This window comes from Shewanella litoralis (assembly GCF_009828585.1).
GTDB classification, from domain to species: domain Bacteria; phylum Pseudomonadota; class Gammaproteobacteria; order Enterobacterales; family Shewanellaceae; genus Shewanella; species Shewanella litoralis.
In genome coordinates this window covers 76,666-93,295 of record NZ_WSRZ01000012.1, presented here as the reverse complement: position 1 = coordinate 93,295, position 16,630 = coordinate 76,666, and the positions used below count along the sequence as shown (strand labels likewise).

The 16,630-nt window shown below is 39.8% G+C and carries 11 protein-coding genes; 8 read left to right on the top strand and 3 right to left on the bottom strand.

Annotated features, from left to right (window positions below):
- Positions 1-54: 54 nt before the first annotated feature.
- Entirely contained in the window at positions 55-1,677 is a 1,623-nt protein-coding gene (locus tag GQA99_RS11225) for a methyl-accepting chemotaxis protein (protein ID WP_160053978.1), read from the bottom strand.
- Positions 1,678-2,020: 343 nt separating this feature from the next.
- On the opposite strand from GQA99_RS11225, the gene GQA99_RS11220 reads away from it, so the two are divergent.
- Together GQA99_RS11220 and GQA99_RS11215 are read left to right on the top strand one after the other, a co-directional pair.
- Complete coding sequence (locus GQA99_RS11220) at positions 2,021-6,904, top strand: PAS domain S-box protein (RefSeq protein WP_160053977.1); 4,884 nt, start codon at positions 2,021-2,023, stop codon at positions 6,902-6,904.
- 3 nt (positions 6,905-6,907) lie between these two features.
- Positions 6,908-7,867: a diguanylate cyclase gene (locus tag GQA99_RS11215; RefSeq protein WP_160053976.1), complete on the top strand. Its 960-nt coding sequence runs from the start codon at positions 6,908-6,910 to the stop codon at positions 7,865-7,867.
- Positions 7,868-8,015: 148 nt separating this feature from the next.
- Here the strand turns inward: GQA99_RS11215 and GQA99_RS11210 are convergent, their stop codons facing one another.
- Positions 8,016-8,513, bottom strand: a complete 498-nt coding sequence (locus GQA99_RS11210) for a helix-turn-helix transcriptional regulator (RefSeq protein ID WP_160053975.1) — start codon at positions 8,511-8,513, stop codon at positions 8,016-8,018.
- A gap of 170 nt (positions 8,514-8,683) precedes the next feature.
- Between GQA99_RS11210 and GQA99_RS11205 the strand changes: the two genes are divergently transcribed.
- The 5 genes from GQA99_RS11205 (at position 8,684) to GQA99_RS11185 (ending at position 14,820) form a co-directional block, all read left to right on the top strand.
- Complete coding sequence (locus tag GQA99_RS11205) at positions 8,684-9,916, top strand: metal transporter (RefSeq protein ID WP_160053974.1); 1,233 nt, start codon at positions 8,684-8,686, stop codon at positions 9,914-9,916.
- Positions 9,913-10,944 carry an efflux RND transporter periplasmic adaptor subunit gene (locus GQA99_RS11200; protein ID WP_160053973.1) on the top strand — a complete coding sequence of 344 codons (1,032 nt, stop codon included), beginning with the start codon at positions 9,913-9,915 and terminating at the stop codon, positions 10,942-10,944. The genes GQA99_RS11205 and GQA99_RS11200 overlap by 4 nt, the downstream gene beginning before the upstream one ends.
- A gap of 1 nt (position 10,945) precedes the next feature.
- Positions 10,946-13,999: an efflux RND transporter permease subunit gene (locus GQA99_RS11195; protein ID WP_160053972.1), complete on the top strand. Its 3,054-nt coding sequence runs from the start codon at positions 10,946-10,948 to the stop codon at positions 13,997-13,999.
- Positions 13,996-14,301 carry a DUF3240 family protein gene (locus GQA99_RS11190; RefSeq protein ID WP_160053971.1) on the top strand — a complete coding sequence of 102 codons (306 nt, stop codon included), beginning with the start codon at positions 13,996-13,998 and terminating at the stop codon, positions 14,299-14,301. Before GQA99_RS11195 ends, GQA99_RS11190 begins: the two co-directional genes overlap by 4 nt.
- 99 nt (positions 14,302-14,400) lie before the next feature.
- Complete coding sequence (locus tag GQA99_RS11185) at positions 14,401-14,820, top strand: copper resistance protein CopC (protein WP_160053970.1); 420 nt, start codon at positions 14,401-14,403, stop codon at positions 14,818-14,820.
- A gap of 263 nt (positions 14,821-15,083) precedes the next feature.
- Here the strand turns inward: GQA99_RS11185 and GQA99_RS11180 are convergent, their stop codons facing one another.
- Positions 15,084-16,055 carry a DUF3187 family protein gene (locus GQA99_RS11180; protein ID WP_229785902.1) on the bottom strand — a complete coding sequence of 324 codons (972 nt, stop codon included), beginning with the start codon at positions 16,053-16,055 and terminating at the stop codon, positions 15,084-15,086.
- A 356-nt stretch (positions 16,056-16,411) separates the two neighbouring features.
- Here GQA99_RS11180 and GQA99_RS11175 point away from each other — a divergent pair, with 356 nt between their 5' ends.
- Positions 16,412-16,630, top strand: coding sequence for a hypothetical protein (locus GQA99_RS11175; protein WP_160053968.1), 219 nt, complete (start codon positions 16,412-16,414; stop codon positions 16,628-16,630).

Sequence of the window (16,630 nt, the reverse complement as noted above, 5' to 3'; positions counted from 1 at the left end):
AACATAAAGGCTACCTCGGGTAGCCTTTATGTTTGTAATATTGTCCCTAAAAGATTAGCCGATAGTAAAAAATGAAAGCACTTTTTTCTGGTTAGATGATTGTTTCGACAGCTCAATGCTTGCTTTAGAGCTATCACTAATGCCTGCAACGTTTTGATTAACCATATCGACCATTTGCGTAATATTTTTCGAAATATCGTCTGTCACGCTTGATTGTTCTGTTGATGCGGTTGCCACTAATGAATTCATTTCTGAGATTTTAGACACTGATAAAGCAATGTCTGAGAAAGAGTCTCTTACTTCTTGAGCCATTTTTTGAGCTTCATCGATTAAATATGCATTAGATTGCATGTATTCATCTGCCTTAGATGCCTGGTTTTGCAGTTTAGTAATAATCTCTTGAATATTAATGGTTGATGTTTGTGTTTTACCTGCCAAGGTTCTAACTTCGTCTGCAACTACAGCAAAGCCGCGGCCTTGTTCTCCCGCGCGTGCGGCTTCAATGGCGGCGTTAAGTGCTAATAGATTGGTTTGTTCAGAAATGCCATTAATCACTTCAATAACAGCACCGATTTCATTTGAGTAACTTTTTAACTGATTAACAATTTCAGTCGACTCTTTAATAGAGTGGTTGATCTTATCGGAAATTTTGTTCGACTCTTGTAATGCGTGATGACCTTTATTAACACTTTGATTTGCTTCAATTGCGGATGATTCTGCATCTGTTGCATTACGGCTAATATCCATGGCAGTGCTCGACATTTCATTAACTGCCGTTGCCACTTGTTCAACTTGCATTAACATGTTTTGCGAGTTGTTATCCGCTTGCTCCATTGTGACTGAAAGTGCCTGAGATGAGCTGTCTACTGTTTCGGCTACAGAGATTAACTGTTGCGTTAATTTGGCAAACTGCTCTGATGTTTTGTTGAAACAATTTGCTAATATCCCAAGTTCATTTTCACCCTGATTATCAATACGCACACTCAAGTCGCCTTGAGACATTTTTATCATAGCGTGCTGGATCACAGTGATTGAATTAACGAGAATAGTGGATATACGCAAAGCCATAAATATAATAATAATTGCTACAACACCCACGCTCACCACCAGGATGGTAATAGAACGATCGTAAATGACATCGCCATACTCACTGGCTTTAATCGCGCCATTCTCGTTTAGCTCTGATAATTTGATTAGCGTGTCTGAATATTTACTGTAAGCCGCGAGCGACTTTCCAAGAAACATGGCCTTTGCTTCATCATTGTTATTGTTTTCAGATAGACGAAGTAAATCGTTTTGAATGGCTAGGTATTGATGATAAAACCCATCAAATTCATCAACAAGAGCCTGCTCTTGCGGACTTGATATGAGTATTTTGTAATCGCTGATGGTTTTTTCGATGACTTGCTTTTTTTTATTTATTTGATTTGTTACTTGCAGAATGGTTTGAGCGTCAGTCGAAATAATATGCACCGCTTCATCGTTGCGGAGATCAGCCGTTTGAGTGTTAATGCGTTCAATTAACTGTACTGAAGGAAGCCAATTATTTGATATTTCAGTGGATTGTTGGTTAATGGTATTCATTTGCGACAATGACAGTAACATTAATCCAATAATAGCGATAACAGGAATAGAAAAACCCAGTAATAACAATTTTCCAATGTTGATATTTCTCATTTCTATCCTTAAATTGTCTGTTTATGTGGTCGGTTTGTATACCATTATTACGTTTTTAAATCATAGTCATTTTTATAATGTTTGTTGTATTTTTAATTCTGATAGTGACATATGTTTTTGCGCAATAGCCGATAGAGTGATGACAGTTTGAGCTGCTAACATTTATCGGTACACGACATGATCTCTTTAATGTTTTCGGCGAAAATGCAATCAAAAGCCAACTCAAGGTTAAATTTTGATCATTATAACAACTTAAAAAAAACTATGTTTTTCAATGTGTAGCTTGTAAATAAATGGGATATCGTCCACAGTTAAACTCCCTTTGCCTGAAACTCATATCATCATGACTAGATTTGCAAATTATAAAAACGCGCTTAAATTGGGTGTCGGAGTCTTCGCTGTTGGCCTAGTCATTAGTGTGGGTGTTGCTTTAAGTGTTAAAAATCAAAACAATAACATCATTGTCGATGAGCTAAAGGGCGTCACAGAGCAAGTGACAAATAATATCACTGATCGTATTCAGCTGTATCAGTACGGCTTACGCAGTGCTCGCGGTATTATTTTTACCGCAGGTGAAGATGGGATTAATCGGCAAGGGTTTAATAAATACACTCAGACGCGCGATATCGATAAGGAGTTTCCTGGCGCTAGAGGGTTTGGGTTTATTCGGCGAGTGAGTGTGACTGACGAAGCCAATTTTATTAGCGCAGCGAAATTAGATGGCTGGCCTACGTTCGAAATTAGGCAGCTTAACGCTCATGACGGTGAACGCTATATCATTCAATATATTGAACCAGTGGAGCGTAATTATTCCGCGGTAGGGCTAGATATTGCCTCGGAAGCAAACCGAAGAAAAGCCGCGTTAGATGCTATTTTAACTGGCGAGGTGAGATTAACCGGGCCTATTACCTTAGTTCAAGCAACAGGTAATCCATTACAAGCATTTTTAATTTTAATGCCGATTTATCGTACAGGCGGAACACCTGATACGCCAGAGTTAAGGGAGCAACAAGCTTTTGGCTGGAGTTATGCACCACTGGTAGCCAATGAAGTGTTTGACGATGTCTCGCTGTCGCGACCAAGTACTAAGTTACTAGTCAAAGACATTACCGACGCTGCAAACATTGTGACTTTTTATGAAACCCATATCGACGACTCAAGTCCGTTAACTGAACATATAGTGACTGTCGAACGTGAAGTTTTTGGCCGTAATTGGCAGATATCGTTAGTTGCCTACCCCAATTTTGTTAATGGATTTCATTTAACCTCGCCTAATATTGTGTTTACTTACGGCTTAATTTTGAGTTTGTTGCTGGCATCTTTTATTGCCTTTTATAGCTATACCTTAGGCCGAAGGCAGTTAGTGTTAGCCGATAATGAACGACGAGCCAATATTTTAGAACATTCGCAAGATGCCATTATTAGTTATGATTGTGATGGCGTTATCACTGGCTGGAATCAAGGTGCTGAGCTTACCTTTGGTTATACTAATGATGAGGTTATTGGCCATCAAGAGCATGGTTTTATTGTTGCCGAAGAAGGCAAAAGCCAAGAAATCGCCCAATTTGAACAAGTGTTAAAGGGTCAACCATTATTAAACTTTATTGGCCAACATAAGCGTAAAGATAATGAGTTACTCACAACCACGATGACTTCATTAGCCATTTACAATGAATTTGGTGTGATTACTGGGGTGAGTCAAACCATTCGAGATATTACCGCGCAACAAAACGCTGAAAAACAAATTTTACGTTTGAATGCCGAACTTGAATTAAAAGTTACTCAGCGCACACAAGCTTTGCAGCATGCCCTTTCTGAAAATAAAACCTTACTCGATAATATTAACCAACAGCTCTTATATTCTGAAACAGATAAAGATGGCTTGATATTAGCGGTTAACGACTATTTTTGTATTGCTTCTGGGTATACACGCGCGCAGATGATTGGCCAAAAACATTCTATTTTAAAATCTAATCACCATGACGATGCATTTTGGAAAGACATGTGGCAAACCATTATTAATGGTAAAAGCTGGCATGGTGAAGTGTGCAACCATGATAAGCAGGGGGATGCGAAATGGTTTGATACGGTCATTACTCCGATTCTTGATAACAATGGTGAATTAGAACGTTGTATTGCCTTGCGAATTGATATCACTGAGCGTAAGCATACTCAACTTGAAAATCTTAAACTGACCTCATTATTGACCAATGTGCTTGCTGCTGCCTCTGAAATTGCCATTATTTCAACAGACAGCGATGGCCTAATTACCATATTCAACCGCGGTGCTGAATTATTACTGGGCTATAGTGCGAGTGAAGTCGTCGGTAAAATGAGTCCAGCAATATTGCATGTGCCTGGCGAAGTTAGGGCGCGTGGTAAAGAGTTAACCGAGGAGTTTGGCGAAGAGATAAGTGCATTTGATGTAATGGTTTATAAGCCCAGAAACTTTGGTCCTGAGACGCGCACCTGGACTTATGTGCGTAAAGACTATAGCCAATGCCAGGTGTCGTTATCGGTCACTGCCATGCGTAATGAGTCGGGTGAACTTGTTGGTTATCTTGGGGTTGCGGTTAATATTGATACAATATTGAAGCAGCAAGAGGCGTTAGTGTCGGCCAGTAATCAATTGATTAAGGCTGCCGAGGTTGCAGAGCTAGGTATATGGGATTTTGATTTATTAACGGGTGACTTGCAATGGAACGATCGTATGTTTGTGATGTACGACTACCCGATTGAGATAAAAGAAGAAGGCCTTAATTACCAACATTGGCAACAGCGCATTCACCCAGATGATCTGTACATGGCAGAACAAGCATTGCAGCAGGCCATTGAGAGCCATTCAACTTATGAATCGACCTTTAGAATTATTAATCGCGCAAATCAGGTGCGTTATATCCATGCTGGTGGTCAAATCAGTTACGATAAAATGGGTAAGGCGGTACGTGTTGTGGGAATTAACCGCGATATTACCGAGCAGCGTGAGTTAGAGCAAACATTACGCTTAGCCAAGCAGGCAGCCGATGCGGCAAGTGCGGCCAAGTCGGCATTTTTAGCCAATATGAGTCATGAAATTCGCACACCCATGAATGCAGTATTGGGCATGCTTCAGTTAGTGCAGCATTCTGATATGACCCGGCAACAACTTGACTATGTGACCAAAGCAGAAATCGCGGCAAAATCCTTGTTAGGGTTACTCAATGACATTTTAGATTTTTCCAAAATTGATGCCGGTAAGCTTGACCTTGATCTCCATCCATTTCAAATGGAAACCTTGATGCGTGAACTGGCGGTAATGGTGGCGACCAATGTTCACAGTAAAAATCTGGAAGTCATTTTCGACCTTGATCCCGACATCCCTTATCTTATCGAAGGCGATGAATTGCGCTTGCGCCAGGTATTATTAAATCTTGCCGGTAATGCAATTAAGTTTACCTCTCAGGGCCATGTGATTGTTGGGGTGCATTGTCATCAGCATAGCCAGAATGAAGTGAAACTGGCCATTTCAGTGACTGACAGCGGCATCGGGATCAGCAAAGAACAAGCTGGTAAAATATTTCAAGGCTTTGTACAGGCAGAATCATCCACCTCAAGACGATTTGGCGGCACTGGGCTTGGGCTTGCTATCACCAAACGTTTAGTGGAGTTAATGGGCGGTGAATTAACGCTAACGAGTGAGTTAGGTCACGGCAGTCGTTTTGGATTTGATTTGTCTTTTACTGTTGTTGAGATGAATAACACTTATTTAGACATCGATTTGCAAGGTAAAAATATCCTGATTGTTGATGACAGTAAAATGAGCCGTAAAATTTTATCAAAAACACTGATGGCTCATGGCGCTTATGTTAACGAAGCAAGTAACAGTAAGCAGGCGATTAATCTTATTGAGCAAAGTTTGCATGCCACCAACCATTATGACGTGATTATTATGGACTGGCGCATGCCAGACATGGATGGTTTAGAAACCGCACAGCATATTCAATCTATGTTCCCTGTTGGCAAAGCCCCTGCCATAATTATGCTGACGGCTTATGGCTCTGAGGTCATGAAGCAAACCAAGCAATATAAGCAACAACCGTTTGTGAATATGTTAACAAAACCAATCACGGCTAACTTGATGCTTGAGGCGGTACATCAGGCTATTAGCGGTGAAGAAATACCGTTAGAAACAAAAAAAGTGACCCACTTAGCCTTACAAGGCATTAGAGTGCTGGTGGTTGAAGATAATCAATTAAATCGCCAAGTTATTTATGAGCTACTTAGATTACAAGGTGCAGTTGTTACATTAGCCAAAGGTGGTGTTGAAGGTGTGGAGTGGGTAACCGAATCTAGCAACACATTTGATATTGTGATTATGGACATGCAAATGCCGGATATGGATGGTCTAGAGGCAACGCGTTTAATCCGTGCTGATGGTCGATTTAATGATTTGATGATTTTAGCGATGACCGCCAACGCTTCATTGGCTGACAAAGCGTTATGTCTTGATGCCGGAATGAATGAGCATATTGGCAAGCCAATAGACATGACGCGTTTACTGCCTTGTATGTTGGGGTTGTTAGGTCAAACTGCGCCGTCATTGGGCAGTGTAAATGATATAAATGCATTTATTGAGTTACCTAATGAGCTTGGCGACAATGATGTGATTATTGAAAACCCTGAGTCGATATTAAGGCGCTTTGGTGGTGAGTTAGCATTCTTTATCGATGTAAAACACCATTTTGCGGTAGAAATGTCAGAGCAGCTCACAGCATTAACCCAGGCGTTTACACAACAAGACACCGATAAAATAAGCATTATTGCTCATACCATTAAAGGTACAGCCAGTAATATTGGTGCGAGGCGTTTAGCTGCTTTTGCCGCGCAGCTTGAACTGAACATAAAACATAATGTTAAAATAGATGCGGATGTTTATTTGAGTCAGATCCAAGGGCAAATTAACGACAGTTTGCATGTACTTGACACCTTATTTCCTGATGAAACGGTGGCGTTAACAACAAATGAATTGGATAAAACGCAATTATTGCCGATAACCAGTATATCATCAGATAAAATGGATAAGTTAATGGCATTATTAGTTGAGCAAAATTTAGATGCGATTAGCTATCTTGAGCAATTATCAGTTAATCTGGTATCAGATAAAGAGTGGTTAAAGTTAACATCCCAGGTCAGTCAGCTCGAGTTTTTGGATGCTATCGATACCCTAAAATCGATAATTAAGGAGTGATGCGTGTTCATAGATGAGTATATTTCTAGTGTTGCTCCAGTAAAAGGGAAAATATTGATCGTTGATGACCAGGTTGTCAACATAAAAATATTGCACCAGTTACTGCAAAATGATTATGACATTTATATGGCCAGAGATGGGCATCAAGCGATTGATATGTGTAAAAAAATCAATCCTGACATGGTGTTGTTAGACATTGAGATGCCAATCTTAAATGGATTTGATGTGTGTGCACATCTTAAAAATGATCCCGCTACACAAGATATCGCGGTTATTTTTATCAGCGGACATTTTGATGAAGAGAAAGAAGTTAAAGGGTTTAATTTAGGTGCAGTCGATTTTATTCATAAGCCCATTAATCCGGTTATTACTAAAGCACGGGTAAAGAATCAGCTCATGTTAAAGTCGCAATCTGACTTGCTTCGTTCTATTGCGCTGCTCGATGGCTTAACCGGTGTGGCAAATCGGCGTAAGTTTGAGCAGGTGTTACCTGTGAGTTGGTTGCAAGGTTGCCGTGAACAACAACCATTGACGATCATTTTATTGGATATCGATTTCTTTAAGCTATTTAATGACACCTATGGACACACTGAGGGGGATGCTTGTTTACGAAAAGTTGCTCAGAAAATTCAAGATACCGTTAATCGTCCTTACGATTTAGTCGCGCGTTTTGGCGGCGAAGAGTTTATTTGTATTTTGCCCAATACCGATTTAACCGGCGGCACTTATGTTGCCCAGCAAATTGTCGACAGTATTATATCGCTTAAAATTGCGCATAAAACCTCGCAAGTTTCTTCCTTTGTTACCATCAGCGCAGGTGTATCAACCATAGTGCCAACCAGAGACATTCCCGAAAAACGATTAATTGAAGCCGCTGACAAACAGCTTTATTTAGCAAAAGAGCGCGGCAGAAATAGAGTGCTAGGCGCGCAGGTAGTAATAAAAGATAGTGTGATAGTTTAAAGCAATTTAGCAGCGTACTTCATGACTTTGCTTTTTATTGAAGTTGTATTGTTGTTCTGCGGGAATAAGATTTCAAAGGTTTTATTAAAAATCTAGAATAACTCATTCTTATTGTGCAATAGAACCGGATGCTATTTATGCTAGAGGATTACTCTTGAATAAAATCTTCCATAAACCAAGCACATAGAGTGTGACGACCATCTACTTGAGCCTTACTGTAAATCGTTGACGCCTGTTGGCGTACTGTTTTTTCTTTGGTCAGTCGCACTTCTGCAATTTCTTTAAAACTGAGTCCTTTTAAAAGCAAAAGTGCGACTTGTTGCTCACTTTTTGTAAATTGCCAAGATTCAAATTGAGCAGCGATGGTTAGGCTGTAATCTTGTCTTGCAGCTCGCATTTGAGCTGACATGTGATTAATTTCTTTATCTGCTTTTTTGAGTTTTGATTTAAGTGCTTTGACTTGACGAGAACTGCGAATGAGGTCGTAACCTAAAAAAATACTTGCTGCAATAGTCAATACTACCAGCATGGCTTCTTGGGCAATATGCCAAGCGGGAATGTTCAGTTGTAGATCGGCAAAGATATCAAACAACTTAAACAAGGTGATTAACAGAAGTAGTATAATAATGAATACATCTTTTCTCATGACATCTTCCAAAAAATGAGTGTGTTAACTAAATAATTATTGTTATAAAAATCAATCAATTATTGCATAGTACATATGTACTATAATGGCTTTTATGATACATATTCCCCATGCTAATTTGACCTGAAGATAATAACCTGACTATATCTTTTGGGTTAGTGAAATCACTTATGTCTGTCGTGAAGTTTAGTATCAAAATATGTCTTATTATTGCGCTAGCGGTTAGCTCTTTTAGCTATGGTGCTACAAGCAATGATCTGTCACCACTGTTGCAGTTAAGCCAAGCACGGTTAAATAATACGGCCTTTAAAACAGCTCAATTAAACGATAACCGCTCATTACAATTGAGCAGTTCAACTTGGTTGACTGGCTTACCAAGTATTAGCGTAAATTATCTGAGCGACTTGGATAATAGTAACATTTATGAGCAAGAAGTATCACTCAACCTCCCGTTAAAATCATTTAGCTTGCACCAAAGCGATAACAAACTAAAAAAACTAACGAATGCGTTACTTGATCAGCAGGTGGCACTTCAAAAATTATATTTATCAGGTTTGCTTAGACAAAGTATGTGGGAATACCGCATTGCGTCAGTCAAATTTGAGCAGTTAAAGCGAAAATCTTTATTATTAGAACAGCTAAATGTGCAGCAAAAGCAGCAGTCTGATGCGGGTGAGTTACCTAAAGTCAATTCGTTGCTATTAGATCGAGAACGAGTGGATATTGATCTAGCGCAGATTGAACTGAAACAGCAGCAAGATGAGGCGATGGCATTGTTTCAATCGCTCACTGGTTTGAGTGAGATCCCCGTCAATATAGAAGAGAGCGCTTATGATATTGAGCCGCAATCTGTCCATGGTGTTGGTGTCGTATTGATGCAGCATCCATTATTGCAACTACATTCTCTGCAACAGCAACTACAAGATACCATGATCATAAGCCAAAAAGCGGGGGATCAAGATCCTTGGACTGTGTCATTAACTGCAAAAGAAACCGTGGGTGAGCAATTTAGCGATCAGCACTTAGGCGTTGGGATCAGTATTCCGCTCGGTTTCGGTTCAGCTTTATCACAAAGTGAGTTGTCAGTTTGGAAGAAAGATTATCAAGAGCAGCGGATTAAAAGCGAAGATCTATATTTAGAGCTCAAAAACCAATCACAAAAACTGATGTTACAACAGCATAACCTCAGTGAAAAGCAGGCCTTGTTGCAGCGAGGAGTCTCATTGAGTCGAACCATCACTGAAGAGTTAGCCAAGGTAAAAGACCAAAATCAAATGAGTTACGAAATATGGTTACGCCGTTACATGGATGCATTAGATACCGAATCATGTTTAGTTCTCAATCAAGTTGCTCTGCAGCAACTTTACTCTCAGCAACTGCAAGCTTTAGGGATTTCATTATGATGGCCAAATTTTGCAATAGCCTGTTATGTATCACACTCGGTTTATCAATGGTGTCCGTTAGTGCTGAAACCATCTCACTTAGTGAGTTAGGTCATTTAGATGTGGGTTATACGTCGCCAAAGAAGGTGGCCAGTTATGAAGGAAGTCCACTACCAGCACAAATAGCGCGCTTACCGGGTAATGATTATTGGGTTATGGCTCCTGAAAATATACAGCAAGTCACATTTTTAGTTGGACAGGGCCAAGTTGTTAGTAAAAATCAAGCCATTGTTAGATTAACGGGACCAGAAGTATTCCATTTTTTAGCTCAAATAGAGGCGGCTAAAACACTATATGATTTAGCTAAACAGCGTTATGACCGCAATCAGCCTCTATTACGAAATGGCAGTATTGGAGCTGATAAGTGGCGCGAGATAAGCCAAGAATACTTTAGTGCTCACCTTGAATACGAACACATGCAGCACTTTATGGAGATGGTAAAAAGCATTGATACTGATACTGAATCGTTGGTGGTCATGGCTCCTGTAGCGGGCATTGTTAATCTGAATCATCTTAATAGCCCATACAGTGTTGGTACTCAATTATTCTCGATTATCCCTGCTGACAGTATTCGAGTGAAGGTGAGTGTGCCTATGAGTCAATCAACCTCTCTATCGGCAGTTAACATTAATCAATGTCATATTGCGATTGATGAGGTGTCAGCTATTGCTGAAGGGGTATTTTTAACGGCATGGTCTAATCCTGTGCCACAGACATGTCATTTACTCTTAGGGCAACAAATTACTGTAATACCTGAATACCAAAAAGCGGTGTATTTAGTGCCTAAAGTGAGTGTGTTTACATGGCAACAAGATAGCCAGGTTTTTACCCAAAAAGACCAATCATTGATCGCATTGAGTATCGATGTGTTGGGATCAACTGCGGATGACTATATTATAGCCAGTGATCAAGATTTGAGCCAAATAAAAGTGTTGTCTCAATCAGTTGCGGCTGTAAAAGGCATACTGCTTGGTTTAGGAGGCGAATAATATGCTCGCTTCTGTAATCCGTTTTTCACTGACTCAGCGGTTGTTTGTGCTGATAGTGGCGTTGATATTGATGTTAGCCGGAACTCGTGCCTGGTTTAATATTCCTCTGGATGCTTTTCCGGATATTTCACCTACGCAAGTTAAAATTATTTTAAAAGCTCCTGGTATGACGGCTGAAGAAATTGAGGCGCAGATTACTGTGCCTGTTGAAACTGAGCTGTTGGGGATCCCTAATCAAGCCATTTTACGATCTACGACTAAGTATGCCATTAGTGATATCACGTTAGATTTTACTGAAGGGACTGATATCTATTGGGCGAGACAGCAGGTGAGCGAGCGATTATCTGCAGTATGGGATAGTTTTCCTGATGGAGTCTCTGGTGGTGTGGCGCCAATGAGTACGCCGTTAAGTGAGATTTTTATGTTCACACTTGAAAATCCGAACTTATCGTTGATGGAACGTCGACAGTTGTTGGAATGGGAAATTAGACCCTTGTTACGAACGGTTACAGGAGTCGCTGATGTTAATATTTTAGGTGGCTATGCTAAGAGTTTTAGTATTAGTCCAAACCCTTCTGCAATGGCTGCTGCTGGCGTCAGTTTTGCCGATTTACAGCAAGCGATTACTGACAATAATCATAATGAAGGTGCAGGTAAATTATCCATTGGTACGGATACCATTATTGTGCGTTCAGAAGGTCGAATTGATGATATTGACGAACTGAAACAGTTAGTGATTAAAGCTAATGATTCCCAAATATACCGATTGAGAGATTTGGCAGACATACAAATAGGTCATTTAACTCGATATGGTGCAGTGTCAAAAGACGGTGAAGAGGCCGCAGAAGCACTAATTATTGCTCTTAAAGATGCTAATACTGCACAGGTTGTGACGAGTATTAAAGCTAAATTGGAGCAAATAAGCACTTCGCTACCAGAAGGAAGCGATCTTAATGTTTTTTATGACCGTGCAAATTTAATTAATACCGCAATTGATACTATTTCAAATGCGTTATTTGAAGCGGTGTTATTAGTCATTGTATTACTTGCGCTTTTTTTAGGTAATGTGCGGGCCGCTTTAGTGGTGTCACTGTCTTTACCCCTTGCTGCATTAATGACGTTTTTGATGATGGATTTATTTAATTTGTCCGCAAATTTAATGAGCCTTGGTGGCTTAGTCATCGCAATTGGTATGTTGGTCGACTCCTCGGTGGTCGTGGTTGAGAACATGGTTAACCTCATTGCGACTAAGCAACGTTTGCCTCGTTTGCATCTTATTTATCGCGCCACAAAAGACGTGGCTATTCCAGTGGTGTCTGGCACTGTCATTGTCATGATTGTGTTTTCTCCGCTCCTAACCTTAACAGGATTAGAAGGCAAATTATTTACACCCGTTGCTGTCACGATTGTTTTTGCCATGTTATCTGCTTTAGTTTTGTCGCTTACGGTTATTCCGGTCATTGCATCTTATTTGGTTAACGAGAAGTCGGCTCAAGAACCTAAAGCGATTGAGAAGCTCAAGGCTGCCTATTTAAGGAGCTTAAAACAGACATTTATCCATAAAAAGCCGTTTATGATCGTCACTTTTTCCTTGTTGGTGGTGAGTTTAGGGTTATTTAGTTTGGTGGGTAAAACCTTTATGCCGACATTGGATGAAGGCGATATTATTTTACAGCTAGAAAAATCACCTTCGATATCGCTTGAAGCATCCATTGCTATCGACAAGCAAATTCAAATCACTTTACTAGAAAATGTACCTGAAATTAGACAAATGGTGGCGCGTACCGGTTCTGATGAAATAGGTTTAGATCCTATGGGGCTAAATGAAACTGACGTGTTTTTGGAGCTTGCCCCGCGAGATGAGTGGCGATTTACTGATAAGGCACAATTGATTGACGCCATTCGTACTGAATTGCTTAATTTTCCTGGCGTCAATTTTAATTTTACTCAGCCTATTCAGATGCGTGTGTCTGAAATGCTTACAGGTAGTATTGGTGATGTGGCGATTAAAGTCTTTGGTACCGATATCGATACACTTGGTCAATTAACCGCGCAAATTGAGCAATTAGTCAGTGCCACCAGTGGAAGTGTCGATGTTAAAATGGCCATGATTGAAGGCAGTCCATTTATTAATTTAACCCTAGATAATGAGTTGGCTCGTGGTTTTGGTATGAGCACCATGGAGTTTGCTCGGTATTTAAAAAGTCAACTTGAAGGTGTACTCGTGACAGAGGTACTGGAAGGTAAAAAACGTACCCCAGTGTTGATTGCGAATAATCAAGCCGGGCTGAGTAGTATTCATGAGTTGCAAAACCAATTGTTGGTGATGCCTGATCATTCTTTAAAGCGTCTTATCGATATTGCTAAATTAACTTACAAAGAAGGCCCCATTTTAATCGAACGCGAACAAGGCGATCGTTTTTCAGTGATTACTAGTAACGTACAAGGGCGAGATATCGTCAGTTTTGTTGAAGAACTTAACACGAAAATTAACGCTGAGATTAAGTTACCTAGTGGTTACAGTGTCAGTTTCGGTGGTGAATTTGAAAATCAACAACGTGCAACGAATAACCTATTACTGGTTATTCCTCTTGCCATAGTGCTTATTACTCTTATTTTGTTTACCACTTTTGGTTCGCTTGCTAAAGCAGGCTTGATTTTGGCTAACGTTCCGTTTGCCATGATGGGTGGCATTGTAAGCTTATATTTTTCGGGCGAGTATTTATCTGTTCCTGCATCGGTTGGTTTTATCGCATTACTGGGCGTAGCGGTACTTAACGGTGTGGTAATGGTGAGTTATTACGAGCAGACCAAGCATGTGTTTAGTAGTTTGCTAATGCGAGTTGAGCAAGGCGCTACAAGACGGCTAAGACCCATTTTGATGACTGCAACCACAGCCATGTTCGGTTTAATGCCTTTAGTGTTTGCATCAGGGCCGGGTGCTGAAATTCAAAAGCCATTAGCCATTGTTGTAATTGGCGGTTTGCTGACATCGACTATTACTACCCTTTATTTGTTACCAATCCTTTATTACTGGCTGGAGAAACGTCAATGATCACGGAGCAATTGTTAGTGCTGATCGCCCAAAATGATATTAAGGACGACATCGTTGATACCTTGATTGAACTTGAGTTTTTATCTGGTTTTAGCTTAGGTAACATTTGTGGTTTTAGCCGCGAACATAGCCATTTTAATATCAAAGAGCAAGTTGAAGGCTACAGGGAATTTTATAAGTTTGAAATTATGCACCCTGTTGATCATCAAGATGTGTTACTAGAAGCTTTGTCTGCGGTTTGTAAGCATAACCCTTGCCGTTATTGGATTACGCCCATTATACATACCGGTACATTATGTTAGTTATAACGGTAAAGTTAGAGAGGGATACCTTTTACCGTGGCTGTTTGTTTGAGTTATGCAATCAACTGATTAAATGTAGTAAATAGATAGGATATTGAAATGAAACTTTATCGATGTTTAGTTTTGACTTTATTCACTTTACTGATATCAAACACTATTTTTGCGAGTGAGCCATCGGTTGATAGTCACGATGTGATTATCGAGTATGCTAAAGCGCCTACACGAACCATGAAAGTGACTTTTGACACTGCCGTGACTTTGCATTCAATGGCCATTAAACATAATAATGGTTATTTACTGAATTTAGATACCCAAGTGACAAGGGATCCCGCGGCTGTTTTCTATTTTAATCTTCCTAAGTTACCTCCCGCTGAGTATCTTGTAAGGTGGAAAACTCAGGTTGATGATGGCCCAATATTCTCTGGTGAAGCTACGTTCACTTTACATGATGATACTTATCCAAGGCCTTCTACTAAAAAACCAGATTATGGTATTTTACATAGAAAATTACATCACTAGAAATGTAGACGACAACTGTTTTGAAAATGCCGCTAAGGAGAAAGCAGAATTATAGCTGAATTGTTTTCTGAGACTATAAAAAGCAGTTACACCTAGTCATTTAAGCTGTTGTACTTAGACACTCACGCTTTAGAGTAATCCATTCGTTGAACGAATTTCAAAAGAACGTCTTATGACGCTATTGATAAGAAAATTGCATTAAGTTTGAGTTGTTCTGTGTTTTATGTGAGTTAAATTTATTTTTTGTGGTTCAACACTGTTGATTAAAATTTATGACGATACCCCAGTGTGTAAGCAATATCTGCACTGTTATCCATATTTTCAAAGTTTTCAACCAGGGTGAATTCAATTGCACCGGTGTTTAAATAATAACGGTAGCCTAGTAAGGCTTCATGAGACGCATCAGAGAAGTTTTCATCCCAGCTAACTAATCCATCGTATCGGTGTATTTCGGCTAACCAACCATGGCGTCCACGACGGTATTCGTAACCAATCCCAAACGTGGTAAAACGAGAATCATATTGATTGGTTGATATCGATTCAGTGTCTTCAATAAAGCTGACGCCAAAGCTTGAGTTAACATGGTGTCGACCATTTTTGTAGCTGTAGTTTATTTGAATGCTTTGGGCAAATGAATCCTCAGCAAATGGGCCGCTCTCTACCGCTTTGAAATATAGGCTGGCACCAGCCGATAACCCATGATGCTCACTTTGTATAAGCTGGTAACCTAGGTATGCAGTTAATGCATTTTCGAGGGTTTCCCCGCTAAAATCATTAATCTCAATACCATACTCTTTCGAGTGAATTTGGTTTTGATGTTTGGCTTGATTTTGTCGACCATTTTGGTCAAACCCAAACGCATCATGAAACCACATTGTCAGTGAGTCTAAATGGTTATCAGCACTAAATCCCCATCGATAATTGACATCTAACATTAGGGCATCAGACATCTGCCATTTTATGCCACCGGTAACAGTATTTTGATAGTAATCGGCCAGCAGTACATCTGATTCCGACCACATACTGGCAATGTTAGCTGTGATATACCATTCGCGCTGTCCTTGAGGTAATGAAAATCCTGAGCGTAATAGTGGTGTGTGATTGATCGATTGCATTGGTGATTGAGCATACACTCTTAGCGGACCGTAATCGTCAAAATTGGCCATTTGAGCTTGCGCCGCAGGTAACGATATTGCCCCTAGGAGTGCAAGCAATAGATTCTTTTTCATCAGCATAGTTTTCTCATTTCATTTGCGTGGTGTATTACCGCTAGCGATTACGCAGATTACATTGAATGGCTATTGTTATAAAACCATGGTCCACATTATGATTGCGTGCAATATAAATTTAAACAACAAAAAGTGAACATAATATGCCAAACAAATATATTGAGAGGTATTGTCGGTTAATTATGTGATGCACCGTAACACGCAATCATTATCAATATAAAGTTATTGTGGATTAAACTTTAGATGTAACGCATTGATTATATTTTAATAGTACGGTATAAAGTAAGTGCTAAAAACAAATTTAGGCTCTGAGTTTTTTGAATAAATTTGTAATGGATGAACATGATTAAATGGAATTTATAATGGATTATTCTGCGCTATACCTGCGTTATCGCGCCTGTATCTTTGTGGCCTCTAGCGATGTCTTTTCATTGCTGCGCCAATCCTTGCCTGGTTTTAATGCCTATTTTTTACATTATCTTGAAATATATCTCCCTGCTATTGGTTCCTTTATTCATAAGATATACGTGTCTCATCACCCGCAACTTCGGGTGAAAGCATACTTTGGATTAAAGGGGTAA

Coding starts and splice junctions, on each gene's coding strand:
- GQA99_RS11225 (WP_160053978.1), bottom strand. CDS start 1,677: ATGAGAAATATCAACATTGGAAAATTGTTATTACTGGGTTTTTCTATT.
- GQA99_RS11220 (WP_160053977.1), top strand. CDS start 2,021: ATGACTAGATTTGCAAATTATAAAAACGCGCTTAAATTGGGTGTCGGA.
- GQA99_RS11210 (WP_160053975.1), bottom strand. CDS start 8,513: ATGAGAAAAGATGTATTCATTATTATACTACTTCTGTTAATCACCTTG.
- GQA99_RS11205 (WP_160053974.1), top strand. CDS start 8,684: ATGTCTGTCGTGAAGTTTAGTATCAAAATATGTCTTATTATTGCGCTA.
- GQA99_RS11200 (WP_160053973.1), top strand. CDS start 9,913: ATGATGGCCAAATTTTGCAATAGCCTGTTATGTATCACACTCGGTTTA.
- GQA99_RS11195 (WP_160053972.1), top strand. CDS start 10,946: ATGCTCGCTTCTGTAATCCGTTTTTCACTGACTCAGCGGTTGTTTGTG.
- GQA99_RS11190 (WP_160053971.1), top strand. CDS start 13,996: ATGATCACGGAGCAATTGTTAGTGCTGATCGCCCAAAATGATATTAAG.
- GQA99_RS11185 (WP_160053970.1), top strand. CDS start 14,401: ATGAAACTTTATCGATGTTTAGTTTTGACTTTATTCACTTTACTGATA.
- GQA99_RS11180 (WP_229785902.1), bottom strand. CDS start 16,055: ATGCTGATGAAAAAGAATCTATTGCTTGCACTCCTAGGGGCAATATCG.
- GQA99_RS11175 (WP_160053968.1), top strand. CDS start 16,412: ATGGATTATTCTGCGCTATACCTGCGTTATCGCGCCTGTATCTTTGTG.